Consider the following 21,844-nt stretch of genomic DNA (forward strand, 5'->3'; position numbering starts at 1 on the left):
ACTCTGGCCGGGTCGTCCCCGCCGTGTTACCAAGGGGCATGACCGTACGGGACAGCTATGACGCGGTGATCGTGGGCGGCGGACACAACGGCCTGGTCGCGGCGGCCTACCTCGCCCGCGCCGGACAGACCGTCCTCCTCCTGGAACGGCTCGCCGCCACCGGGGGCGCGGCCGTCTCGACCCGGCCCTTCGCCGGCGTCGACGCCCGGCTCTCGCGCTACTCCTACCTGGTGTCGCTGCTCCCGCGGAAGATCGTCCGCGATCTCGGCCTGGACTTCGCCGTACGCAAGCGGACCGTCTCCTCGTACACCCCGGCCGTCCGCGACGGACGCGCCACCGGGCTGCTCGTCGGCGGCGACCGCACCCGCGACTCCTTCGCCGCGCTCACCGGCTCCGACCGGGAGTACACGGCGTGGCAGCGCTTCTACGCGATGACCGGGCGGGTCGCCGGGCGCGTCTTCCCGACCCTGACCGAACCGCTGCCCACCCGGGACGCGCTGCGCGAGCGGATCGGCGACGCGGACGCCTGGCGCACGCTGTTCGAGGAGCCCATCGGCGTCGCCGTCGAGAAGCACTTCGAGGACGACCTCGTCCGCGGCGTCGTGCTCACCGACGCGCTGATCGGCACCTTCGCCGACGCCCACGACCCCTCGCTGCTCCAGAACCGCTGCTTCCTCTACCACGTGATCGGCGGCGGCACCGGCGACTGGGACGTCCCGGTCGGCGGCATGGGCGCGCTCACCGACGCACTCGCCTCAGCCGCCCGGGCCGCCGGCGCACAGATCAGGACCGGGCACGAGGCGGTCCGTATCGACACCGACGGGACGCGCGCCGAGGTGACGGTACGGACGGACACCGGCGAGCACACCGTCGCGGCCCGCCGGGTCCTGGTCAACGCCTCCCCGCACGCCCTCGCCGCCCTCCTCGGCGACGAACCGCCCGCGCCCGCCGAGGGCGCCCAGCTGAAGGTGAACATGCTGCTCACCCGGCTGCCCCGGCTCCGCGACCGGTCCGTCGACCCGCGTGAGGCGTTCGCCGGTACGTTCCACGTCGCCGAGGGGTACGGGCAGCTCGCCGCCGCCCACCGGGACGCGGCGGCCGGCCGGCTGCCCGCAGCGCCGCCCTCGGAGATCTACTGCCACTCACTGACGGACCCCTCCATCCTCGGCGCGGACCTCGCCGCCCGCGGCTACCAGACGCTGACCCTGTTCGGCCTGCACACCCCGGCCCGCCTCTTCGCCGCCGACAACGAGGGCACCCGCGCCGCCCTGCTCCGGGCCACCCTCGCCGAACTCGACGCCCACCTGGAGGAGCCCGTCGCCGACTGCCTGGCGCTCGACGCGAACGGCGGGCCCTGCATCGAGGCGAAGACCCCGCTGGACCTCGAAGCCGACCTGCGGCTGCCCGGCGGCCACATCTTCCACCGCGACCTCTCCTTCCCGTACGCCACGCGGACGACGGGCCGCTGGGGCGTGGAGACCGCGCACCCCAACGTCCTGCTGTGCGGGGCGGGCGCGGTCCGCGGCGGCGGGGTGAGCGGTGTCCCCGGCCATAATGCCGCGATGGCAGCGCTCGGCCGCTGAACCGGGCACGCGCTGCCGACCGGACGCGCCACGCGCTGCCCCGACGCCCGCAACCCGGAGGAACTCATGTCCACACGCTGGAGTCTGACCATCGACTGCGCGCACCCCGCGCGTCTCGCGCAGTTCTGGGAGCTCGCCCTGGGGCACGCGCCGAAGCCCCCGCCGGAGGGCTTCGGCAGCTGGGAGGAGTGGCTCGAGCGGTTCGGCGTCCCCGAGGACGAGTGGGGCGACGGCGCCTACCTGACGGACCCGGACGGCCAGGGGCCCAGCCTGTCCTTTCTCAAGGTGCCCGAGGCGAAGGCGGGGAAGAACCGGCTCCATCTGGACGTGCAGGCGGGCGGCGGCCGTGCCGTGCCGTGGGAGGTGCGGTGGCCGCGCGTGCAGGAGGCGCTGGGGCGGCTGACCGCCGCCGGGGCGACGGTCCTCGGGGAGCACGAGGCGCAGGGCAGGCCCGACCACTACGTGCTGGCGGACCCGGAGGGCAACGAGTTCTGCCTGCTCTGAGCCCCTTGCCCCGGTGCGGGGCGGGCGGCCGGGCCCGTCCGCCCCGCGTACTTGGTGGTGTGCCGGTCAGTCGGCCGACGCGGCCCAGCCGTCCGCCTCGATGTGCCGGGCGTCCGACGGCCTGGCCTCGTCGAAGACCGCACGGTTGCCGTCCTCGACCCGGATGGCGTCCACGTACACCCCCCGGCCCACGTACAGCTGGTCCGTGGTGTACCGCCACCTGAGGCGGACCCGGTGGCCGCGCCAGTCCGCGAGGCCGGCTTCGAGGCGGTGCCAGACCCGGCCCGACCAGCCGGAGAGCGAGCCCGCCGGACGCGGCTCGGGCTGCGGCCGCCGGCCCTGCCCCGTGGGGGTGGTGGTGAACGGGACCGGCTGCCAGGTGGCCCCGGCGTCCGTCGAGGCCTCCAGGAAGAGGAAGTCCGATGCGGGTTCGGTGTCCCACCACAGCGCGCAGCTCAGCCGGGCGCGCGAGGAGGTGAGCGCCAGGGCCGGGAGCGCCAGGGTGGCGGTGGCGGCACTCTCCATCCCGGAGAACCAGGCCGTACGGCCCCGGGCCGGCCGGACCGCGACCGCCCGGGCCATCTGGTTGGCGGTGGCGACGCGCGGCGCGCTGCCGGAGCGCCAGTTGCGCACCGGGTGCACCGAGTTGCCGAGCACGATCAGGAACGAGTCCGTGCTCGGGTCCAGGACCAGGCTGGTGCCGGTGAAGCCGGTGTGGCCGGCCGTACGGGGCGTGGCCATGGCGCCCATGTACCAGTGCTGGTAGAGCTCGAAGCCCAGGCCGTGCGCGTCACCGGGAAACGCCGTGTTGAAGTCGGTGAACAGCAGGTCGACCGAGGCGGCCGAGAGGATGCGGGCCCGCCCGTAGACCCCGCCGTTGAGCAGGGTGCGGGCGAGGACCGCCAGGTCCCAGGCGCACGAGAACACCCCGGCGTGACCGGCGACCCCGTCGAGGCTGTACGCGTTCTCGTCGTGCACCTCGCCCCAGACCAGGCCGCGGTCGAGCCCGGACCAGGGGAGCCGGGCGTCCTCGGTCGCGGCGATCTTCGGCTTCCAGGAGGCGGGCGGGTTGTACCGGGTGCGCTGCATACCGAGCGGAGCGGTGATCCGTTCGCGGAGCAGTACGTCCAGGGTCCGGCCGGTCAGCTTCTCCAGCACCAGCTGGAGCGAGATCAGGTTGAGGTCGGAGTAGAGGTACACCGTGCCGGGCGGGTTCGCCGGGACCTCGTTCCACAGGAGCTCCAGCTTCCCTTCCCGGGTCGGCGCGCCGTAGAGCGGAATCCAGGCGGTGAACCCCGAGGTGTGCGTGAGCAGCTGACGGATCGTGATGTCCTGCTTGCCGCCGCCGGCGAAGTCCGGCAGATAGGAGGCGACCGTCGCCTCCAGCTCCAGCGTGCCGCGCTCGATCTGCTGCACGGCCAGGATCGAGGTGAACAGCTTCGACACCGACGCCAGGTCGAAGACCGTGTCCTCGGCCATGGGGATCTGCTGGTCCGCCGGGAACTCCACACCGGTGTCGGTCGCCTCGTCGTACGCCGCGTAGCGCACCGCCTTGCCGATCGGCCGGTGCAGCGCCACCGTGCCGCCCCGGCCCGCGAGCAGCACCGCCCCCGCGTACCACGGGTGTTTCGGTGAGGCGGCCAGATAGCGCTCCGCCTCCGTGACCAGTTGGTCGAGCGGTTCCCGCAGCAGGCCCGCACGGGCGGCGGAGCCGCGCCGCAGGGTCGGTCGTGCGCCGTGCCCCGGCCCGCTTCCCGCGCTCATGTCCGACGACCCCGCCCCCGACTCCGTGGCAGACGCCGTGCCCGCGAACGGGATGGGCGCCAGGGCGAGTGCTCCGCCCAGGGCCAGCATCCCACCCCCCAGCCGCCGCCGGCTGATGTCCCCGCCCGCCGTGTCCTCCGTCATCCACAACCCCTTCCCACTGCCTGAAAGTAACTTTCGAAATCTCTTCCGAGTGTGAAACTTCCTGCCGAGGCAGAGGGTACTGTCAGCACCCGCCGTCCCGTAGGGGCCGGAGCCACAAAGAATCTGACACTACATCAGAATATGTCTTCCCTCGGTTGCCGGACTGCGGCATCCTGCCGCCCATGGAGACGGAGCTGAGCCAACAACTGGGGATCGAGCACGCCATCTTCGGCTTCACGCCGTTCCCCGCGGTGGCCGCGGCCATCACCCGGGCCGGCGGATTCGGCGTGCTCGGGGCGGTCCGCTACACCGCCCCCGACGACCTCGCACGCGACCTCGACTGGATGCAGGAACACACGGACGGCAAGCCCTACGGCCTCGACGTCGTCATGCCCGCCAAGAAGGTGGAGGGCGTGAGCGAGGCCGATGTGGAGGCGATGATCCCGCCCGGCCACCGGCGGTTCGTCCAGGAGACCCTGGCCAAGCACGGCGTGCCCGCCCTCGCCGAGGGAGAGGCCTCCGGCTGGCGCATCACGGGCTGGATGGAGGAAGTCGCCCGCAACCAGCTCGACGTGGCCTTCGACTACCCCATCACACTCCTCGCCAACGCGCTGGGCTCACCGCCCGCCGATGTCGTCGCCCGGGCCCACGACCGCGGAGTCCGCGTCGCCGCACTCGCCGGAAGCGCCCGGCACGCCCGGCACCACGCGGACGCCGGCATCGACATCGTCGTCGCCCAGGGCTACGAGGCGGGCGGCCACACCGGCGAGATCGCCTCGATGGTCCTCGTCCCGGACGTGGTCGACGCGGTCGGACCGCTCCCGGTCCTCGCGGCGGGCGGCATCGGCAGCGGTGAGCAGATCGCCGCCGGACTGGCGCTCGGCGCCCAGGGCGTCTGGCTCGGCTCCCTCTGGCTCACCACCGAGGAGGCCGACCTGCACTCCCGGGCGCTGACCGCCAAGCTCCTCGCCGCCGGCTCCGGCGACACCGTCCGCTCCCGCGCTCTGACGGGCAAACCCGCGCGCCAGCTGCGTACCGAGTGGACCGACGCCTGGGACGACCCGGCCGGACCCGGCACGCTGCCCATGCCGCTCCAGGGGCTCCTGGTCGCCGAGGCCGTCTCCCGTATCCAGAAGTACGAGACGCCCGCCCTGCTCGGCACACCCGTCGGCCAGATCGTCGGCCGGATGAACACCGAACGCAGCGTGCAGGCCGTCTTCGACGACCTGACCCGCGGCTTCGAACGGGCCGTGGACCGCATCAACCGCATCGCCGGACGGAGCGCCTCATGAACCAGCCGCCCAACGGCTTCTGGGCCCAGGCCACCGCCGACCCCGACCGCACCGTCCTGACCGCGCCCGACGGGGAGAGCTGGACGGCGGGCCGACTGCACGCCGAGGCCAACCGCCTGGTCCACGGACTGCGCGCGGCCGGCCTGGAGGAGGGCGACGCCTTCGCCGTGGTACTGCCCAACGGCGTCGAGTTCCTCACCGCCTACCTCGCCGCCAGCCAGGCCGGGTTCTACCTCGTCCCCGTCAACCACCACCTCGTCGGCCCCGAGATCGCCTGGATCGTCGCCGACTCCGGCGCCAAGGTGCTCATCGCCCACGAGCGCTTCGCCGAGGCCGCGATCGCCGCCGCCGACGAGGCGAAGCTGCCCGCGAGCCACCGCTACGGCGTCGGCACCGTCGACGGCTTCCGGCCGTACACCGAACTGCCGGCCGGCCGGCCCGCATCGCCCCCGCAGGGCCGCACGCTCGGCTGGGTCATGAACTACACCTCCGGCACCACCGGCCGCCCGCGCGGCATCCGCAGGCCGCTGCCCGGCAAACTGCCCGAGGAGAGCTACCTCGGCGGCTTCCTCGGCATCTTCGGCATCAAACCCTTCGACGGCAACGTCCACCTGGTGTGCTCACCGCTCTACCACACCGCCGTCCTCCAGTTCGCCGGAGCCGCCCTGCACATCGGCCACCCCCTCGTCCTGATGGACAAGTGGACGCCCGAGGGGATGCTGCGCGCGATGGACACCCACCGCTGCACCCACACCCATATGGTCCCCACCCAGTTCCACCGCCTCCTCGCCCTGCCCGAAGAGGTCCGCGCGCGCTACGACGTGACGGCGATGCGGCACGCCATCCACGGCGCCGCCCCCTGCCCCGACCACGTCAAACGGGCGATGATCGACTGGTGGGGCCGGTGCGTCGAGGAGTACTACGCGGCCAGCGAGGGCGGCGGCGCCTTCGCCACCGCCGACGACTGGCTGAAGAAGCCCGGGACCGTCGGCCGGGCCTGGCCGATCAGCGAACTCGCGGTCTTCGACGACGACGGCAACCGCCTCGGCCCGGGCGCACTCGGCACCGTCTACATGAAGATGAGCACCGGCGGCTTCAGCTACCACAGGGACGAGGGCAAGACGAGGAAGAACCGCATCGGCGACTTCTTCACCGTCGGCGACCTCGGCCTCCTCGACGAGGACGGCTACCTCTTCCTCCGCGACCGCAAGATCGACATGATCATCTCGGGCGGCGTCAACATCTACCCCGCCGAGATCGAGAGCGCCCTGCTGACCCACCCCGCGGTCGCCGACGCCGCCGTCTTCGGCATCCCGCACCCCGACTGGGGCGAGGAGGTCCGGGCCGTCGTCGAAGCCGCCGAGGGCCACGAGCCGGACGACGCGCTCGCCGAGGAGATCCTCGGCCACTGCGCCGGGCAGCTCGCCGGCTACAAACGACCCAGGACCCTCGGCTTCATCACCACCATGCCGCGCGACCCCAACGGCAAGCTCTACAAACGCCGGCTGCGCGAACCGTACTGGGAGGGCCGCGGCTGATACGCACCGGGGCCCCGCCGCTCCCGCCCCGCACCCGTCAACGGCGCCGGTGGGATCAAGACCCTTGACCGGCGGGCCCCGGCCGCACAGGATCACGCCATGACCGGTGTACGCAGCAGCACAGTCGACGGCGTCGTGACCCGCAGCGCACGGCGCACCCCCGAGCGCACCGCCCTGCGGTACGCCGGCCGGACCTGGACCTACCGCGAGCTCGACGAGGCCGTCGGCACCGCGGCCGTGGCCCTCACCGAGGGCCACGGGCTGTGCCCGGGGGACCGCGTCGCCTCCTACGCCCACAACTCCGACGCGTACCTGATCGCCTTCCTCGCCTGCGCCCGGGCCGGGCTCGTCCATGTGCCGGTCAACCAGAACCTCACCGGCGACGACCTGGCGTACATCCTGCGCCAGTCCGGCAGCTCCCTGGTCCTCACCGACCCGGACCTCGCCGCCCGGGTCCCCGAGGGGTTCGCCGTACGGCCGCTGCGCGACGACGAGGGCTCCCTGCTGGCCGAACTCGCCACCCCGCGCCCCTTCAGCCGCGCCCACGAGCCGGCCGCGGACGACCTGGTCCAGCTGCTGTACACCTCCGGGACCACCGCGCTCCCCAAGGGGGCGATGATGACGCACGGCGCCCTCGTCCACGAGTACGTCAGCGCCGTCACCGCCCTCGACCTGCGCGCCGGCGACCGGCCCGTGCACGCGCTGCCGCTCTACCACTCGGCGCAGATGCACGTCTTCCTGCTGCCTTATCTGGCGGTGGGGGCCGAGAACACGGTCCTCGACGCGCCGGACGCGGGCCGGATCTTCGACCTGGTGGAGTCCGGGCAGGCCGACAGCCTCTTCGCCCCGCCCACCGTGTGGATCGGCCTCGCCAACCACCCCGAGTTCGCGGCCCGCGACCTCGGCGGCCTGCGCAAGGCGTACTACGGGGCGTCGATCATGCCCGTCCCCGTGCTGGAACGGCTCCGAGACCGGCTGCCGGGGCTGGCCTTCTACAACTGCTTCGGCCAGAGCGAGATCGGCCCGCTGGCCGCCGTCCTGGGACCGGACGAGCACGAGGGCCGGATGGACTCCTGCGGCCGGCCCGTCCTCTTCGTCGAGGCCAAGGTGGTCGACGAGGACGGCAAGGAAGTCCCCGACGGCACGGCCGGCGAGGTGGTCTACCGCTCGCCCCAGCTGTGCAGCGGCTACTGGGACAAGCCGGAGGAGAGCGCCGAGGCGTTCCGCGACGGCTGGTTCCACTCCGGCGACCTCGCCGTCCGGGACGCGGAGGGCTACCTCACCGTGGTCGACCGGGTGAAGGACGTCATCAACTCCGGCGGCGTCCTCGTCGCCTCCCGCCAGGTCGAGGACGCCCTCTACTCCCACCCCGCCGTCGCCGAGACGGCCGTCGTCGGGCTGCCCGACGAGCGCTGGATCGAGGCGGTCACCGCCGTCGTCGTCCTGCGCGAGGCGGCGACCGAGGCCGAGCTGATCGAGCACGCCCGCGAGCGGCTCGCCCACTTCAAGGCCCCGAAGCGGGTCCTGTTCGTGGACGGCCTCCCGCGCAACGCCAGCGGCAAGATCCTCAAGAGGGAACTGCGCGACCGCTTCGCCTGACGGCTGTGCGGCCGTGTGTCACCGGACGCGGCCGACACCGACGTGGAAGGTGTCGATGATCTCCCGGTCCTCCGGCGCGGAGGTGCCGTGGTGCCACTGCGGGGCGGTCACCAGGCCCGGATCGACCAGGTCGAGCCCGTCGAAGAAGCGGGCCACCTCCGCACGGTTACGGGGCCGCAGCGTGATGCCGCTCGACCGGTAGCGGTCGAGCGCCTCCTGGTCGGTGACGATGAAGTCCTGGGTGAAGTGGGAGAGCGCCAGGCAGCTGCCGGCGGGGAGCGCGTCCACCAGGGTGCGCGTGACGCCGTACGGGTCCTCCTTGTCGGCCAGGAAGTGCATCAGGGCGATGAGCGAGAGCGCCACGGGCCGGTCGAAATCAAGCACCGTACGGGCGTGGGCGAGGATCTTCTCCGGCTCGCGCACATCGGCGTCCAGGTAATCGGTGACGCCCTCGGGGGAGCTGACGAGCAGCGCCTCCGCGTGCCTCAGGACGATCGGGTCGTTGTCCGTGTAGACGATCCGGGCCGCCGGGTTGACCTCCTGGACGACCTGGTGGAGGTTCGGCCGGGTCGGGATGCCGGTTCCGATGTCGAGGAACTGGTCGATGCCCGCCCGCGCGGCCCAGCCGGCCGCACGGTGCATGAACGCCCGGTTCTGCGCGACCCCCGCCTTCGCCAGCTCCGGCATCTGCTCGCCCAGTTCCTGGTCGACGGGGTAGTGGTCCTTGCCGCCGAGGAGGTAGTCGTAGACACGGGCCGGGTGCGGCCTGCTGGTGTCGATCGGTGTCCTGTCCAGGCCTGCCGTCATGGTGTGCTCCCAAGTTCTTCGACGGGAGAACACGGGCCCTCCCTCGCGGACAGCGATCACTCAGGCCCATCTTGCCACAGCAACCCCGATGGCCAGCAGGGGAGTTGACCGCAGTTATCCGCGCTCGTCCACGACCCGCCGGAACTTGCCGACCGACCGCTCCAGCGTCTGCGGGTCGAGGATCTCGACGCCCACCGACACCCCGATCCCGTCCTTGACCGCCGCCGCGACCGAGACCGCGGCCGCCGCCCGCTGCTGCGGCGTCGCGCCCGGCCGGGCCTCCGCCCGCACCGTCAGCACGTCGAGCCGGCCCTCGCGGGAGAGCCGCAGCTGGAAGTGCGGCGACACCCCCGGCGTCCGCAGCACGACCTCCTCGATCTGGGTAGGGAAGAGGTTGACCCCGCGCAGGATCACCAGATCGTCGCTGCGGCCGGTGACCTTCTCCATGCGCCGGAAGACCCGGGCCGTACCGGGCAGCAGCCGGGTCAGGTCCCGCGTCCGGTACCGGATCACCGGCATGGCCTCCTTGGTGAGCGAGGTGAACACCAGCTCGCCCTCCTCCCCGTCGGGCAGCACCTCGCCGGTGAACGGGTCGACCACCTCCGGATAGAAGTGGTCCTCCCAGACGTGCAGCCCGTCCTTCGTCTCCACGCACTCCTGCGCCACGCCCGGGCCCATCACCTCCGAGAGCCCGTAGATGTCGACCGCGTCGATCGCGAACCGCTCCTCGATCTCGCGCCGCATCTCCTGCGTCCACGGCTCGGCCCCGAAGATCCCCGTCTTCAGCGAGGTCGTCCGGGGATCGACGCCCTGCCGCTCGAACTCGTCCAGGATGGTCAGCATGTACGAGGGCGTCACCATGATGATGTCGGGCCGGAAGTCCTGGATCAGCTGGACCTGGCGGGCCGTCATGCCGCCCGACGCCGGCACGACCGTGCAGCCGAGCCGCTCCGCCCCGTAATGGGCCCCGAGCCCGCCGGTGAACAGCCCGTAGCCGTACGCCACATGGATCGCGTGCCCGGGACGTCCGCCGGCCGCCCGGATGGAACGGGCCACCACGTCCGCCCAGGTCTCCAGGTCCTTCGCGGTGTAGCCGACGACCGTCGGGCGGCCCGTCGTCCCGCTGGAGGCGTGGATGCGGCGCACCTGGTCCTCGGGCACCGCGAACATCCCGAACGGATAGTTGTCCCGCAGATCGGCCTTGGTGGTGAACGGGAACCGGGCCAGGTCGGCGAGCGAGCGGCAGTCCTCCGGGCGCAGCCCCGCCCGGTCGAACGCCGCCCGGTAGTGACCGACGTTCTCGTACGCGTGCCGCAGCGTGGCCCGCAGCCGTTCCAGCTGGAGCGCCTCCAGCTCGGCGCGGCTCATCCGTTCTGCCGCGTCCAGCAGAGCCGTCATGCGGGCCTCCCTCACTCGTGCGCGCCGTGCGGACGACCGACCATTCGGTCGCCCCCTCCGGGAGCAGTAATTCAAGATCTTCCACCGCCTGGCAAGAGGGGTGACGCATCTCGCCCGCCCACCCGGACACGCCCCGTACCGAACACGGCCGCATCACTCGGACGGCCCTGTTTGGATGGGACCATGCCGACCTTCCACACGTACGACGGAACCGAGCTGGCCTACCACCTCATGGGCGAGGGCACACCGCTGGTCTGCCTGCCCGGCGGCGCCATGCGGGCCAGCGCCTACCTCGGCGGCCTCGGCGGACTCGCCGCCCGACGGCAACTGGTCCTCCTGGACCTGCGGGGCACCGGGGACTCCGCCGTGCCCGAGGACCCGGCCTCCTACCGCTGCGACCGGCTCGTCGGCGACGTCGAGGCGCTGCGCGCCCACCTCGGCCTGGAACGGTTCGACCTGCTCGCCCACTCCGCGGCCGGTGACCTCGTCGCGCTCTACGCCGCCCGGCACCCGGACCGGCTGCGCAGCCTCGTCCTCGTCACCCCCACCACACGGGCCGCCGGCCTCCCCCTCGTCGAACGCGAGGCCCGCGAGACGGCCGCACTGCGCAGCTCGCAACCGTGGTACGAGGACGCGCTCGCGGCCCTGGAGGAGATCTGGGCGGGCCGGATGACGGACGAACTGCGTGCCAGGTCCCGGCCGTTCATGTACGGGCGCTGGGACGCGGCGGCACAGCGGCACGCCGCGGGGTCGCCCGCGCAGACCAACGCCGAGGCGGCCGGGCGGTATGCCGGGGAAGGTGCCTTCGACCCGGCCGCGACGGTGCCCGCCCTGCGCGAGCTGGAGGCACCGGTGCTCGTCCTGGCCGGTGAGTACGACCACCTCACCCCGCCCGACCGGGCCGCCGAACTGGCCGCGCTCTTCCCGCACGCGGAGTTCGCCGTGCAGCGCGGCGCCGCACACTTCCCGTGGATCGACGACGCGGGGGCGTTCGTCCGCACGGTCACGGCGTTCCTCGACCCGGAGGTGCACAGCGTCCGGGCCGGCGGGATACGCCTCGCCTACCGGGTGTGGGGCGACCCGGCGGCCCCGCCGGTCGTCCTGGTCCACGGCCGGTGCGGCGACAGCACCACCTGGACGCACATCGCCGCCCGGCTGGCCGCCACCCACCGGGTGTACGCCTTCGACTTCCGCGGCCACGGGCTCAGCGACTGGACCGGCCGCTACTCCTTCGAGCTGTTCCGCGACGACCTGCACGGCTTCCTGGAGGCCCGCAACCTCGCCGGCGCCACCGTCGTCGGACACTCCATGGGCGGCGCCGCGGCCTACCTCCTGGCCGAGCGGCAGCCCGGACTGATCGGCCGCCTGGTCATCGAGGAGGCGCCGCCGCCCCTCCCGCTCGACCCGCCCCGCCCCGTGCCCGCACGCCCGGACGGGGAGCTGGACTTCGACTGGCCGGTCGTGCCGTCCACCGACGCCCAGCTGGGCGCCCCCGATCCGGCCGGCCGCGGACTCCTCGGCGAGATCACCGCCCCCACCCTCGTCATCGGCGGCGACCCGAGGAGCCACAGCGCACAGGAGGACCTGGCCTGGATGACCCGCGAGATTCCCGGCGCCGAACTCGTCACCATCGACGCGGGCCACCTCGTACACACCGAACGACCGGAGGAATTCCTCGCGGCTCTCCGGTCGTTCGGCGTGGGCTGACCCCGAGGGGCCGATGACCCTCAGTCCCGGCGCAGCAGCGCCACCATCACCTCGTGCAGCGCCGCCTCGGCGTCCTCGACGCCCGACTCCGCACGCCAGGCGACGAAGCCGTCGGGGCGCACCAGGACCGCACCGTCCGGGTGCGTCCCGTGCGCCTCGGCCCAGTCGGCCCCGTCCTCCGGCACCAGATCCCCGCCCGGGCCCGTACCGATCCCGAACGCGTCCAGCCGCACGCCCAGCCGGTCACCGACCCGGGCCGCGGCCCGCCGCCACACCGTGTCCGCACCATCGGCGAGCAGCACGAACGAGCGCTCGTACAGATCGAGGGTCGAGATCCGCTCGCCGGCCCGCCGCACCCACAGGTGCGGCGCCCTGCTGCCCGGGTCACCCGCCAGCCGCATCCCCTCGGGGACGACCGGCTGCTCGGGGGGCACGCCCAGCACCGCGCCCCGCACGTAGCGGTAGCCCAGCGCCACGTTCAGCATCCCGCCCCGCTTGCCGCCGCCCACCGAGGGCGGCGGCGCGTAGCCGGGGTGGCTGTGCTCCTCGGACCGTGCCGAGGCGCGCTCACTGGTCGCCCGCGCCACCGGCAGCCGCTCCTCCCCGTATGTCTCCAGCAGCCCCCGGCCCGCCTCCCCGCGCAGCACCGCGGCCAGCTTCCACGCCAGGTTGTGCGCGTCCTGGATGCCGGTGTTGGAGCCGAACGCCCCGGTGGGCGACATCTCGTGCGCCGAGTCACCGGCCAGGAACACCCGGCCCCGCGAGTACCGCTCGGCCACCCGTTCAGCCGCGTGCCACGGCGCCTTTCCGGTGATCTCCACATCGATGTCCGGGGCGCCGACGGCGGTGCGGATGTGGCCGGCGCACCGCTCGTCCGTGAAGTCCTCCAGCGTCTCGCCGCGCTCCGGCTGCCACGGGGCGTGGAACACCCACTCCCGCTCGTTGTCCACCGGCAGCAGGGCCCCTTCCGCCTCCGGGTTGGTCAGGTAGCACACGATGAAGCGCCGGTCGCCCAGCACCTCGGCCAGAGCGCGCGAACGGAAGGTGATGCTCACGTTGTGGAACAGGTCGCCGGCCCCCGAACGGCCGATCCGCAACTGCTGACGGACCGGGCTGCGCGGCCCGTCCGCCGCGATCAGGTAGTCCGCCCGCACCGACGTGTGCTCGCCCGTCTCCCGGTTCTTCAGCACCGCCGACACACCCGAGGCATCCGGGTCGAACGACATCATTTCGGTGGAGAACCGCAGGTCACCGCCCTGCTCCCGGGCTCGGTCCAGCAGGACGGGCTCCAGGTCGTTCTGGCTGCACAGGCACCAGCCCGTCGGGCTGAAACGCGCCAGCGCCCCGCCCGGGTCGATTTCCCTGAACAGCCACTCCTGGTCGTCCCCGGTCAGCGAGCCGGCCTGGAGAATCCCGTGGTTCTCCGCCAGCACCGACGCCGCCGCCCGGATCTGCGGCTCCACGCCCGCCCTGCGGAACACCTCCATCGTGCGGACGTTGTTGCCGCGGCCACGCGGATGCGTCGAGGTGGCGGCGTGCTTCTCGACCAGCAGGTGCTCGACGCCGAGCCGGCCGAGGAAGAGGGACGCGGACAGGCCCACCAGCGAGCCGCCCACGATGAGGACCGGTACATGGAGGTCGACGTTCTCGTTCATGAGTTGCTCCAGCTCCGACGCCGTACAGATGCACTGTCCATGCCCGTGTCGCGGCCGTGTCGGAGCGCTTCGGACGCCTGCTCACCTGAACGGTTCATAAATCTCGCGTCGGGCGGACCAGCGTTTCACGATCGGTCACGGAGACGACGCCCTCGATTCCGGGCGGGCCGTGCGCGATCGCCCGGGAGACTCCCCGTTCCGATTCCCCTCGGCAGCCGACGGTTCCCCACCGGCCCGGCCGGCTCTCCCCGCGTCTTTGCCTCTCAGCGTCGAAGGAGTTCGCAAGATGACCACCACCCTCTCGGAACGGATCTCCCAGTCCGCCTTCGACGGATCAAGACTGCGTGTCGTGCTGCTGCTGGACCTGCACGACGGCGCCCAGACGCAGTTCCTGGAGGCGTACGAGCACATGCGCAACCAGGTCGCCTCCATCCCCGGGCACATCAGCGACCAGCTGTGCCAGTCCATCGAGAACCCCTCGCAGTGGCTGATCACCAGCGAGTGGGAGAGCGCGCCGCCCTTCCTCGCCTGGGTCAACAGCGAGGAGCACGTCGCCACCGTGCAGCCCCTGCACAGCTGCGTACGCGACACCCGTTCGCTGCGCTTCAGCGTCCTGCGCGAGACCGGCAAGGGCTTCGAGTCGGTGCCCGACCCGCTCAAGGCAAGCCTCCAGACCTCCCCGCGCCTCGGCGACGGCGTCGTACGCCACGCACTCACCTTCACCGTCAAGCCGGGCACCGAGGACATCGTCGCCGGGCTCCTCGCCGACTACGAATCGCCCCGGTCGCGCGTCGACGACCACACCCGGCTGCGCCGCACCTCACTGTTCATGCACGGCAACCGGGTGGTGCGCGCCGTCGAGGTCGAGGGCGACCTCATGGCCGCGCTGCGCCACGTCTCCCGCCAGCCCGAGATCCGCGCCGTCGAGGAGGCCATCAACCCCTACCTCGAACAGGACCGGGACCTCGCCGACCCCGACTCCGCCCGGATGTTCTTCACCCGCGCGGCCCTGCCCACCGTCCACCACGTATCGGCGGGCCGCCACGCCCCCGAGGAACTGCGCCGGCACGCGGTCCTCTACCAGGCCAAGGAGGGCTGCGGGATGGCCCTGGCCCGGCTGCTGGCCGGTCACGACGAGGAGGCCGCCGACGACACCGGCAGCCCCATCGACAGCAGCACCATCTTCCAGCGCGACGACGTCGTGGTCCGCCTCCTGGAGGCGAGCGGCCCGCTCGACGCGCAGCCCGCCCAGGCGCTCGGCATCCACGGCCCCGGCAAGGCGGCCAGGCTGGCCCGCCTCCTGGACGGGGAAGCGAACGCCGTACCGGCCACCGACCAGGACGCCGCACGCTTCCTCGCCCGGTCGGAGATGCGGCTGATCACCGACCGGCGGGCCGCGGATTCCTGAACCGCGCTCCGGCATCCGGGGGGTTCTCGCTCGACCCGTCACCACAACGCGCCCTGCGCCCAGGAGGAAAGCAGTCATGACCACGCACCGGCCACGCATCGTGGACCTCAGTGAGACCCAGCCCAACCGCAGGCGCGGAGGCGACCTGCGCGCCCTGCTCACCCCGACCGCGGTGGGCGCCACCAGCGGCTTCATGGGACTGGCCCTCGTCGAGCCCGGCGACCGCATCGGCGAGCACTACCACCCGTACTCGGAGGAGTTCGTCTACGTCGTGCAGGGGCTCCTGGAGGTCGACCTGGACGGGGAGACGCACGCGATGCGCCCCGACCAGGGGCTGCTGATCCCCCCGCACGTGCGCCACCGCTTCCGCAACGTGGGCGACACCGAGGCGCGCATGGTCTTCCACCTCGGCCCGCTCGCCCCCCGCCCGGAACTCGGCCACGTCGACACCGAGGTGACCGAGACCGCCGAGCGCGGCGCGCCGCCGGAACGAACCGAGGCCGCCTCATGACCCGGCGCGTGGCGGTCACCGGAGTCGGCGTCGTCGCCCCCGGCGGCATCGGGGCCCCGGCCTTCTGGGACCTCCTCTCCAACGGCCGCACCGCGACCCGGGGCATCACCCTCTTCGACCCGGCGGGCTTCCGATCCCGGATCGCCGCCGAGTGCGACTTCGACCCGGCCGCCCACGGGCTGGACGACGAGGAGACCGCCCGCGCGGACCGGTACGTGCAGTTCGCGATGGTCGCCGCCCGCGAGGCGCTGGCCGACGCCGGTCTCGACACCGAGCGGACCGACCCCTGGCGGATGGGCGTCTCCCTGGGCACAGCCGTCGGCGGAACCACCCGGCTGGAGCACGACTACGTCGCCGTCAGCGAGAGCGGGGCGCGGTGGGACGTCGACCACCGCCGGGCCGGGCCCCACCTGGAACGCGCCTTCTCGCCCAGTTCGCTGGCCTCGGCCGTGGCCGAGCAGGTCGGCGCGCACGGCCCCGTGCAGACCGTCTCCACCGGCTGCACCTCCGGCCTCGACGCCATCGGCTACGCCTTCCACTCCATCGAGGAGGGACGGGTCGACGTCTGCATCGCCGGGGCCTCCGACTCGCCGATCACCCCGATCACCGTGGCCTGCTTCGACGCGATCAAGGCGACCTCCCCCAACAACGAGGACCCGGAGCACGCCTCCCGGCCCTTCGACGCGCGCCGCGACGGATTCGTGATGGGCGAGGGCGGGGCCGTCCTCGTCCTGGAGGAGCTGGAGCACGCCCGGGCCCGCGGGGCGACGGTCTACTGCGAGATCGCGGGCTACGCGACCTTCGGCAACGCCTACCACATGACCGGGCTGACCCCCGAGGGCCTGGAGATGGCCGAGGCGATCAACCGCGCGCTCGGCCATGCCCGGATCGCCCCGCAGGAGATCGACTACGTCAACGCGCACGGGTCGGGCACCAAGCAGAACGACCGGCACGAGACCGCCGCGGTGAAGCGGGCGCTCGGCTCCCACGCCCACAAGGTGCCGATGAGCTCCATCAAGTCGATGGTGGGCCACTCCCTCGGCGCGATCGGGGCGATAGAGATCGCGGCCTGCGTCCTGGCCCTGGTCAACCAGACGGTGCCGCCGACGGCGAACTACGAGTCCGCGGACCCCGAGTGCGACCTCGACTACGTCCCGCGCACCGCCCGCCCCGTGAAGCTGCGCAGCGTGCTGTCGGTCGGCAGCGGCTTCGGCGGCTTCCAGTCCGCGGTGGCCCTGACCCGAACCGGTGGGAGGACACCATGAGCACCCGAAAGGCCAGGCGCACCGTCGTCACCGGCATCGGCGTCGTCGCCCCCAACGGCACGAGCACCGAAGCCTTCTGGAAGCGGACGCAGGAAGGCCTGAGCGTCCTCGACCGGGTCACCCGCGAAGGGTGCGAGGACCTGCCGCTGCACATCGCCGGCGAGGTCCGCGGCTTCGACCCGGTCGCGCTCATCGAGGAGCGCTACCTCGTACAGACCGACCGGTTCACGCACTTCGCGATGGCAGCCGCCGACATGGCCCTGGACGACGCCCGGCTGGGCCGCGCCGACTACGAGGACCAGCCGTTCGGCGTGGGCGTGGTCACGGCGGCCGGCTCCGGCGGCGGCGAGTTCGGACAGCGCGAACTGCAACGGCTGTGGGGCCAGGGCTCCACGTACGTCGGCCCCTACCAGTCGATCGCCTGGTTCTACGCGGCGAGCACCGGGCAGATCTCCATCCGCGGCGGCTTCAAGGGGCCGTGCGCGGTGGTGGCCAGCGACGAGGCCGGCGGCCTCGACGCGCTGGCACACGCCGACAGGTCCGTCCGGCGCGGCACCGACGCCGTGGTGGTGGGCGCTGCGGAGGCCCCGCTCGCGCCCTACTCCGTGGTCTGCCAGCTCGGCTACCGCGACCTGAGCGCCTGCGAGGACCCGACGCGCGCCTACCGCCCGTTCACCTCGGACGCCTGCGGATTCGTGCCCGCCGAGGGCGGCGCGATGTTCGTGGTCGAGGAGGCGGAGGCGGCGCAGGAGCGCGGCGCCCGGATCAGGGCCGAGATCGCCGGCCACGCCGCCACCTTCACCACCGCGGCGCACTGGGAGGAGTCCCGCGAGGGCCTTGCCCACGCCATCGAGGGCGCGCTGCGGGAAGCCGGCTGCGCGCCCGACGAGGTCGACGTGGTCTTCGCGGACGCGCTCGGCTCACCGGCCGCCGACCGGGCCGAGGCGCTGGCCCTGGCCGACGCGCTCGGTCCGCACAGCCGGCGTGTCCCGGTGACCGCCCCCAAGACCGGCACCGGCCGCGCCTACTGCGGGGCCCCCGTCCTGGACGCGGCGGCCGCCGTCCTGTCCATGGAGAACGGCCTCGTCCCGCCCACGCCCAACGTCTTCGAGGTCTGCCACGACCTCGACGTCGTCACCGGGCGGGCCCGCCCCGCCGAGCTGCGCACGGCGCTCGTGCTCAGCCGCGGCCTCATGGGATCGAACGCGGCGATGGTGCTGCGGCGCCCCGCGTGAGCCCCACCCACCCTCGTGAGAAGGAGAAGGCCCTCATGACCGAACGACTGACGTATGAAGAGCTCGCCGCCCTGATGAAGAAGGGCGCCGGGCTCTCCGTCGACCCCCGGGAGATGGAGAACCGCTCCGACACCGCCTTCGACGAGTTCGGCCTCGACTCCCTGGGCCTCCTCGGCATCGTCGGCGTACTGGAGAACCGGCACGGGCAGCCGCTGCCGGCCGACGCGGACCGGTGCAAGACGCCCCGCGAGTTCCTCGACCTCGTCAACAACACCCTCATGACAGGAGCCTGACGTGTCCGGACACACCGAGAACGAGATCGTCATCGCCGCCCCCCTGGACCTCGTCTGGGACATGACGAACGACCTGGAGAACTGGCCCCGCCTGTTCAGCGAGTACGCCGCCGTCGACGTCATCGAACGGGACGGCGAGCGCACCACCTTCCGTCTGACGATGAAGCCGGACGAGAACGGCAAGGTGTGGAGCTGGGTCTCCGAGCGCACCACCGACCGCACCGGGCGCACCGTGCGGGCCCGCCGCGTCGAGCCCGGACCGTTCCAGCACATGGACATCCGGTGGGAGTACTCCGAGGTGCCCGGCGGCACCCGCATGCACTGGACGCAGGACTTCGCGATGCGCCCCGACGCCCCGGTGGACGACGCCTGGATGACCGACAACATCAACCGGAACTCCAAGGTCCAGATGGAGCTGATCCGGGACAAGATCGAGCAGCGTGACCGCGAGCGCCGCTCCGCAGCCGTCCCGGCCAACTGACCCACCGTCGCAGGCCGGCCACCCGGCCTCCCGGCCGGGTCCCGGTCCGGGGTAGCAGAAAGGCACCACCGATGCACCACGCTCTGATCGTCGCCCGGATGGCGCCGGGATCGGCCCCGGACATCGCGGAGCTGTTCGCCGCCTCCGACAACAGTGAGCTGCCGCACCTGGTCGGCGTCACCCGGCGCAAGCTGTTCCAGTTCGGTGACGTCTACCTGCACATGATCGAGTCCGAGCGCCCGCCGGGCCCGGAGATCGCCAAGGTCACCGAACACCCGGAGTTCAGGGGCATCAGCGAACGGCTCACCGCCTTCGTCAGCCCCTACGACCCGCAGACCTGGCGGGGGCCGAAGGACGCGATGGCCCAGGAGTTCTACCGCTGGGAGCGCGACACCACCGCGTGAGCGACGACGACCGCCCCGGTTCCGGCCGCACAGCCGGAACCGGGGCGGTTCGCGTATGCCCCGGGGGTCAGTCCGGCACCACGCACTCGAACGCGTGGAGGTACGGGTTGACCGGCCGGATCTCGCCGATCCGCAGCCCCGCCTCGGACAGCCGGTCCACCAGGCTCTGCCGGGTGTGCTTGGCCCCGCCCACGTTCAGGAGCAGCAGCAGGTCCATGGCGGTGGTGAACCGCATCGACGGGGTGTCGTCGACGAGGTTCTCGATGACGACGACCCGGGCGCCCGGACGGGCGGCCGCGACGACGCAGCGCAGCGCCCGGCGGGTGCTGTCGTCGTCCCACTCCAGGATGTTCTTGATGATGTAGAGGTCGGCGGCCACCGGGATGCCCTCCCGGCAGTCGCCGGCCACGATGCTCGCCCGCCCGGCCAGCGCACCGCCGTCCCGCAGCCGCTCGTCGGCCCGGGCGATCACCCCCGGCAGGTCCATCAGGGTGCCGCTGACCGACGGGTGCTTCTCCAGCAGGCTCGCCAGCACGTGCCCCTGGCCGCCGCCGATGTCGGCGACGACCGAAACGCCGGTGAGGTCGAGCAGGGCGGCGACGTCCAGCGCCGACTGCACGCTGGAGGTGGTCATGGCCTGGTTGAACACCTGGGCCGACTCGTGGGCGTCCTGGTGGAGGTAGTCGAAGAACTCCTTGCCGAACGCCTCCTCGAAGACGTTGCCGCCGGAGCGCACAGCGTCCTCCAGCCGGGGCCAGACCTCCCACGTCCAGGGCTCCGTGCACCACAGCGAGATGGCCCGCAGGCTGTCCGGGTCGTCCTCCCGCAGCAGCCGGGACATGTCGGTGTGCGCGAAGGTGCCGTCGGCGTTCTCCGTGAAGACGCCGTAGCAGGCCAGCGCCCGCAGCAGCCGCCGCAGCGGCCCGGCCTCGGTCTTCACCGCCGCCGCCAGCCGCTCCGCGGTCTCGGGCGTCTCGCCCAGCGCGTCGGCGACACCCAGCCGGGCGGCGGCGCGCACGGCCGCGGAGCGGGCCGCGCCGAACACGAGCTCGCGCAGCCGCATGGCCGGCTGCGGGGTGGGAAGGGGCTGGACGGGAGTGGTGCCGGTGGTGGTGCTCACGGTGGTCATGCCGTCTCGCTTCTCCTCGTACGGGGGGTCACCGGTCAGCACATTCCGGCCGGTGCGGAGGTCGTGCAGACATTGCCGGTGAACCGGTTGCCCGTGCCGGTGTCCCGGTCGGCCAGGTCCGCGGGCCGGTTGCCGAGGACCACGTTGCGGCTGACGGTGTTGTCGGTGTTCTTCGCGCCCACGAAGCTCTTGAAGAGCACGACGCCACCCGACAGCGGTGTCTCGCCCACGTTGTCGCGGATCACGTTGGACCGCACCTCGGTGGACTCGGCGCCGGTCAGGACGATCCCGGAACCCTGGATCGCGGGCAGCCGGTCGGTGGCGGCGCAGAACTTGTTGTTCCCGGTGATCCGGTTGGAGCGCAGGGTCATGGCGCCGGCCTGCGGTGTCCCCTCGTCGCCGACGACGAACACCCCGCTGCAGTTGGCGGTGAGGGTGTTGTCGCGCACCGACAGGTTGCGCACCCGGCGGGCGGTGAATCCGATCCGGTTGTCGGTCAGGGTGTTGCCCCGGATCAGGGTGCCGCCGGTGTCGGTGGCCCCGCCCTCCTCGTCGACGCTGTTGGCGACGAAGATGCCCGCGTCACCGTTGGAGCGGGCCGTGCTGTCCCGGATGTCGGAGCGGGTGGAGCGCTGCTCGGCGATGCCCCACACGCCGTTGGCTTCGGCGGTCACCGCCCGGACGTCCAGCCGGTCGGTCCAGGACGCCCAGACGCCGCTGTTGGCGAACCCGGTGACGCGCAGGGACCTCACGGACACGCCGTCCACGGTGCCGCGCGCCGTGCCGAGGACGCAGATCCCGTTCCCCGCCTGCGCGCAGGCGTTGTCCGGCCGCGCCCGGCCGGTGGCGGGCATGATGACGGTCCGGTCCCCGTACCCGCGCAGGGTCAGGCCGGGCTTGGTGATGAGCACGCTCTCGCGGTAGGTGCCGGGCCGGACGACGATGGTGTCCCCGGGCCGCGCGGCGTCCACCGCCGCTTGGATGGACTGCCCCGGCGCGACCACGTGACCGCCGGCGGCGGCGGCCGGGACGGCCGGTGCCGCCGCGCCCAGTGCGGCGGCCGATGCGGCTGCGATGCCCACGAGGCGTGTGATGTGTCGTTTCCTCATGAGCCGAAGCTATGGGCG

Annotated in this window: 19 protein-coding genes; 13 read left to right on the forward strand and 6 right to left on the reverse strand. The window is 72.7% G+C overall.

The genetic code is table 11. From position 1 onward, the window contains the following. Window positions 1-38: 38 nt before the first annotated feature. Together E6P78_RS06145 and E6P78_RS06150 are read left to right on the forward strand one after the other, a co-directional pair. Entirely contained in the window at window positions 39-1,583 is a 1,545-nt protein-coding gene (locus E6P78_RS06145) for an NAD(P)/FAD-dependent oxidoreductase (protein ID WP_136202472.1), read from the forward strand. Window positions 1,584-1,649: 66 nt separating this feature from the next. Continuing rightward, window positions 1,650-2,087 carry a VOC family protein gene (locus E6P78_RS06150; protein WP_136202473.1) on the forward strand — a complete coding sequence of 146 codons (438 nt, stop codon included), beginning with the start codon at window positions 1,650-1,652 and terminating at the stop codon, window positions 2,085-2,087. Window positions 2,088-2,153: 66 nt separating this feature from the next. Here E6P78_RS06150 and E6P78_RS06155 read toward each other — a convergent pair whose 3' ends face one another. Beyond that, entirely contained in the window at window positions 2,154-3,995 is a 1,842-nt protein-coding gene (locus tag E6P78_RS06155; protein WP_136202474.1) for a serine hydrolase domain-containing protein, read from the reverse strand. Between the two features lie 182 nt (window positions 3,996-4,177). Between E6P78_RS06155 and E6P78_RS06160 the strand changes: the two genes are divergently transcribed. The 3 genes from E6P78_RS06160 to E6P78_RS06170 all read left to right on the forward strand — a co-directional run bounded on the left by E6P78_RS06160 (window position 4,178) and on the right by E6P78_RS06170 (window position 8,424). Beyond that, complete coding sequence (locus E6P78_RS06160; RefSeq protein ID WP_136202475.1) at window positions 4,178-5,287, forward strand: nitronate monooxygenase family protein; 1,110 nt, start codon at window positions 4,178-4,180, stop codon at window positions 5,285-5,287. Further along, window positions 5,284-6,825, forward strand: a complete 1,542-nt coding sequence (locus E6P78_RS06165) for an acyl-CoA synthetase (protein ID WP_136202476.1) — start codon at window positions 5,284-5,286, stop codon at window positions 6,823-6,825. The genes E6P78_RS06160 and E6P78_RS06165 overlap by 4 nt, the downstream gene beginning before the upstream one ends. A 99-nt stretch (window positions 6,826-6,924) precedes the next feature. Further along, complete coding sequence (locus E6P78_RS06170) at window positions 6,925-8,424, forward strand: acyl-CoA synthetase (protein ID WP_136202477.1); 1,500 nt, start codon at window positions 6,925-6,927, stop codon at window positions 8,422-8,424. Window positions 8,425-8,442: 18 nt separating this feature from the next. Here the strand turns inward: E6P78_RS06170 and E6P78_RS06175 are convergent, their stop codons facing one another. Continuing rightward, on the reverse strand, window positions 8,443-9,231 hold the full coding sequence (locus E6P78_RS06175; RefSeq protein WP_136202478.1) for an SAM-dependent methyltransferase: 789 nt from the start codon (window positions 9,229-9,231) through the stop codon (window positions 8,443-8,445). Between the two features lie 114 nt (window positions 9,232-9,345). Further along, window positions 9,346-10,629 (reverse strand): phenylacetate--CoA ligase PaaK, encoded by a 1,284-nt coding sequence (gene paaK, locus E6P78_RS06180; protein WP_136202479.1) that lies wholly within the window; start codon window positions 10,627-10,629, stop codon window positions 9,346-9,348. Window positions 10,630-10,812: 183 nt separating this feature from the next. On the opposite strand from paaK, the gene E6P78_RS06185 reads away from it, so the two are divergent. Then, window positions 10,813-12,336, forward strand: a complete 1,524-nt coding sequence (locus E6P78_RS06185) for an alpha/beta fold hydrolase (RefSeq protein WP_136202480.1) — start codon at window positions 10,813-10,815, stop codon at window positions 12,334-12,336. A gap of 20 nt (window positions 12,337-12,356) precedes the next feature. On the opposite strand, the gene E6P78_RS06190 is transcribed toward E6P78_RS06185, so the two are convergent. Next, on the reverse strand, window positions 12,357-13,991 hold the full coding sequence (locus tag E6P78_RS06190; RefSeq protein WP_136202481.1) for an FAD-dependent monooxygenase: 1,635 nt from the start codon (window positions 13,989-13,991) through the stop codon (window positions 12,357-12,359). Window positions 13,992-14,277: 286 nt separating this feature from the next. Here E6P78_RS06190 and E6P78_RS06195 point away from each other — a divergent pair, with 286 nt between their 5' ends. The 7 genes from E6P78_RS06195 (at window position 14,278) to E6P78_RS06225 (ending at window position 19,588) form a co-directional block, all read left to right on the forward strand. After that, window positions 14,278-15,399: a SchA/CurD-like domain-containing protein gene (locus E6P78_RS06195; RefSeq protein WP_136202482.1), complete on the forward strand. Its 1,122-nt coding sequence runs from the start codon at window positions 14,278-14,280 to the stop codon at window positions 15,397-15,399. A 76-nt stretch (window positions 15,400-15,475) separates the two neighbouring features. Then, a complete protein-coding gene (locus tag E6P78_RS06200) occupies window positions 15,476-15,910 on the forward strand; it encodes a cupin domain-containing protein (protein ID WP_136202483.1) in 435 nt (144 codons plus the stop codon). After that, window positions 15,907-17,175: a beta-ketoacyl-[acyl-carrier-protein] synthase family protein gene (locus E6P78_RS06205; RefSeq protein ID WP_136202484.1), complete on the forward strand. Its 1,269-nt coding sequence runs from the start codon at window positions 15,907-15,909 to the stop codon at window positions 17,173-17,175. The genes E6P78_RS06200 and E6P78_RS06205 overlap by 4 nt, the downstream gene beginning before the upstream one ends. Then, window positions 17,172-18,410 carry a beta-ketoacyl synthase N-terminal-like domain-containing protein gene (locus tag E6P78_RS06210; RefSeq protein WP_136202485.1) on the forward strand — a complete coding sequence of 413 codons (1,239 nt, stop codon included), beginning with the start codon at window positions 17,172-17,174 and terminating at the stop codon, window positions 18,408-18,410. The genes E6P78_RS06205 and E6P78_RS06210 overlap by 4 nt, the downstream gene beginning before the upstream one ends. A 35-nt stretch (window positions 18,411-18,445) precedes the next feature. Beyond that, on the forward strand, window positions 18,446-18,703 hold the full coding sequence (locus E6P78_RS06215; RefSeq protein WP_136202486.1) for an acyl carrier protein: 258 nt from the start codon (window positions 18,446-18,448) through the stop codon (window positions 18,701-18,703). Between the two features lies 1 nt (window position 18,704). Continuing rightward, entirely contained in the window at window positions 18,705-19,184 is a 480-nt protein-coding gene (locus tag E6P78_RS06220) for an SRPBCC family protein (protein ID WP_136202487.1), read from the forward strand. A 71-nt stretch (window positions 19,185-19,255) separates the two neighbouring features. Continuing rightward, the gene (locus E6P78_RS06225) at window positions 19,256-19,588 is read left to right on the forward strand and encodes a TcmI family type II polyketide cyclase (RefSeq protein ID WP_136202488.1); all 333 of its coding nucleotides are present in this window, start codon (window positions 19,256-19,258) and stop codon (window positions 19,586-19,588) included. A 67-nt stretch (window positions 19,589-19,655) separates the two neighbouring features. Here E6P78_RS06225 and E6P78_RS06230 read toward each other — a convergent pair whose 3' ends face one another. Both E6P78_RS06230 and E6P78_RS06235 read right to left on the reverse strand, forming a co-directional pair. After that, window positions 19,656-20,717 carry a methyltransferase gene (locus E6P78_RS06230; protein ID WP_136202489.1) on the reverse strand — a complete coding sequence of 354 codons (1,062 nt, stop codon included), beginning with the start codon at window positions 20,715-20,717 and terminating at the stop codon, window positions 19,656-19,658. Between the two features lie 35 nt (window positions 20,718-20,752). Further along, window positions 20,753-21,826: a right-handed parallel beta-helix repeat-containing protein gene (locus E6P78_RS06235; RefSeq protein WP_136202490.1), complete on the reverse strand. Its 1,074-nt coding sequence runs from the start codon at window positions 21,824-21,826 to the stop codon at window positions 20,753-20,755. Window positions 21,827-21,844 lie beyond the last annotated feature (18 nt).

The organism is Streptomyces sp. A0958, assembly GCF_004795035.1.
Lineage (GTDB): Bacteria > Actinomycetota > Actinomycetes > Streptomycetales > Streptomycetaceae > Streptomyces.

Coding starts and splice junctions, on each gene's coding strand:
- E6P78_RS06225 (WP_136202488.1), top strand. CDS start 19,256: ATGCACCACGCTCTGATCGTCGCCCGGATGGCGCCGGGATCGGCCCCG.
- E6P78_RS06200 (WP_136202483.1), top strand. CDS start 15,476: ATGACCACGCACCGGCCACGCATCGTGGACCTCAGTGAGACCCAGCCC.
- E6P78_RS06155 (WP_136202474.1), bottom strand. CDS start 3,995: ATGACGGAGGACACGGCGGGCGGGGACATCAGCCGGCGGCGGCTGGGG.
- E6P78_RS06235 (WP_136202490.1), bottom strand. CDS start 21,826: ATGAGGAAACGACACATCACACGCCTCGTGGGCATCGCAGCCGCATCG.
- E6P78_RS06165 (WP_136202476.1), top strand. CDS start 5,284: ATGAACCAGCCGCCCAACGGCTTCTGGGCCCAGGCCACCGCCGACCCC.
- E6P78_RS06185 (WP_136202480.1), top strand. CDS start 10,813: ATGCCGACCTTCCACACGTACGACGGAACCGAGCTGGCCTACCACCTC.
- E6P78_RS06145 (WP_136202472.1), top strand. CDS start 39: ATGACCGTACGGGACAGCTATGACGCGGTGATCGTGGGCGGCGGACAC.
- E6P78_RS06160 (WP_136202475.1), top strand. CDS start 4,178: ATGGAGACGGAGCTGAGCCAACAACTGGGGATCGAGCACGCCATCTTC.
- E6P78_RS06175 (WP_136202478.1), bottom strand. CDS start 9,231: ATGACGGCAGGCCTGGACAGGACACCGATCGACACCAGCAGGCCGCAC.
- E6P78_RS06205 (WP_136202484.1), top strand. CDS start 15,907: ATGACCCGGCGCGTGGCGGTCACCGGAGTCGGCGTCGTCGCCCCCGGC.
- E6P78_RS06170 (WP_136202477.1), top strand. CDS start 6,925: ATGACCGGTGTACGCAGCAGCACAGTCGACGGCGTCGTGACCCGCAGC.
- E6P78_RS06190 (WP_136202481.1), bottom strand. CDS start 13,991: ATGAACGAGAACGTCGACCTCCATGTACCGGTCCTCATCGTGGGCGGC.
- E6P78_RS06210 (WP_136202485.1), top strand. CDS start 17,172: ATGAGCACCCGAAAGGCCAGGCGCACCGTCGTCACCGGCATCGGCGTC.
- E6P78_RS06195 (WP_136202482.1), top strand. CDS start 14,278: ATGACCACCACCCTCTCGGAACGGATCTCCCAGTCCGCCTTCGACGGA.
- E6P78_RS06230 (WP_136202489.1), bottom strand. CDS start 20,717: ATGACCACCGTGAGCACCACCACCGGCACCACTCCCGTCCAGCCCCTT.
- E6P78_RS06215 (WP_136202486.1), top strand. CDS start 18,446: ATGACCGAACGACTGACGTATGAAGAGCTCGCCGCCCTGATGAAGAAG.
- paaK (WP_136202479.1), bottom strand. CDS start 10,629: ATGACGGCTCTGCTGGACGCGGCAGAACGGATGAGCCGCGCCGAGCTG.
- E6P78_RS06150 (WP_136202473.1), top strand. CDS start 1,650: ATGTCCACACGCTGGAGTCTGACCATCGACTGCGCGCACCCCGCGCGT.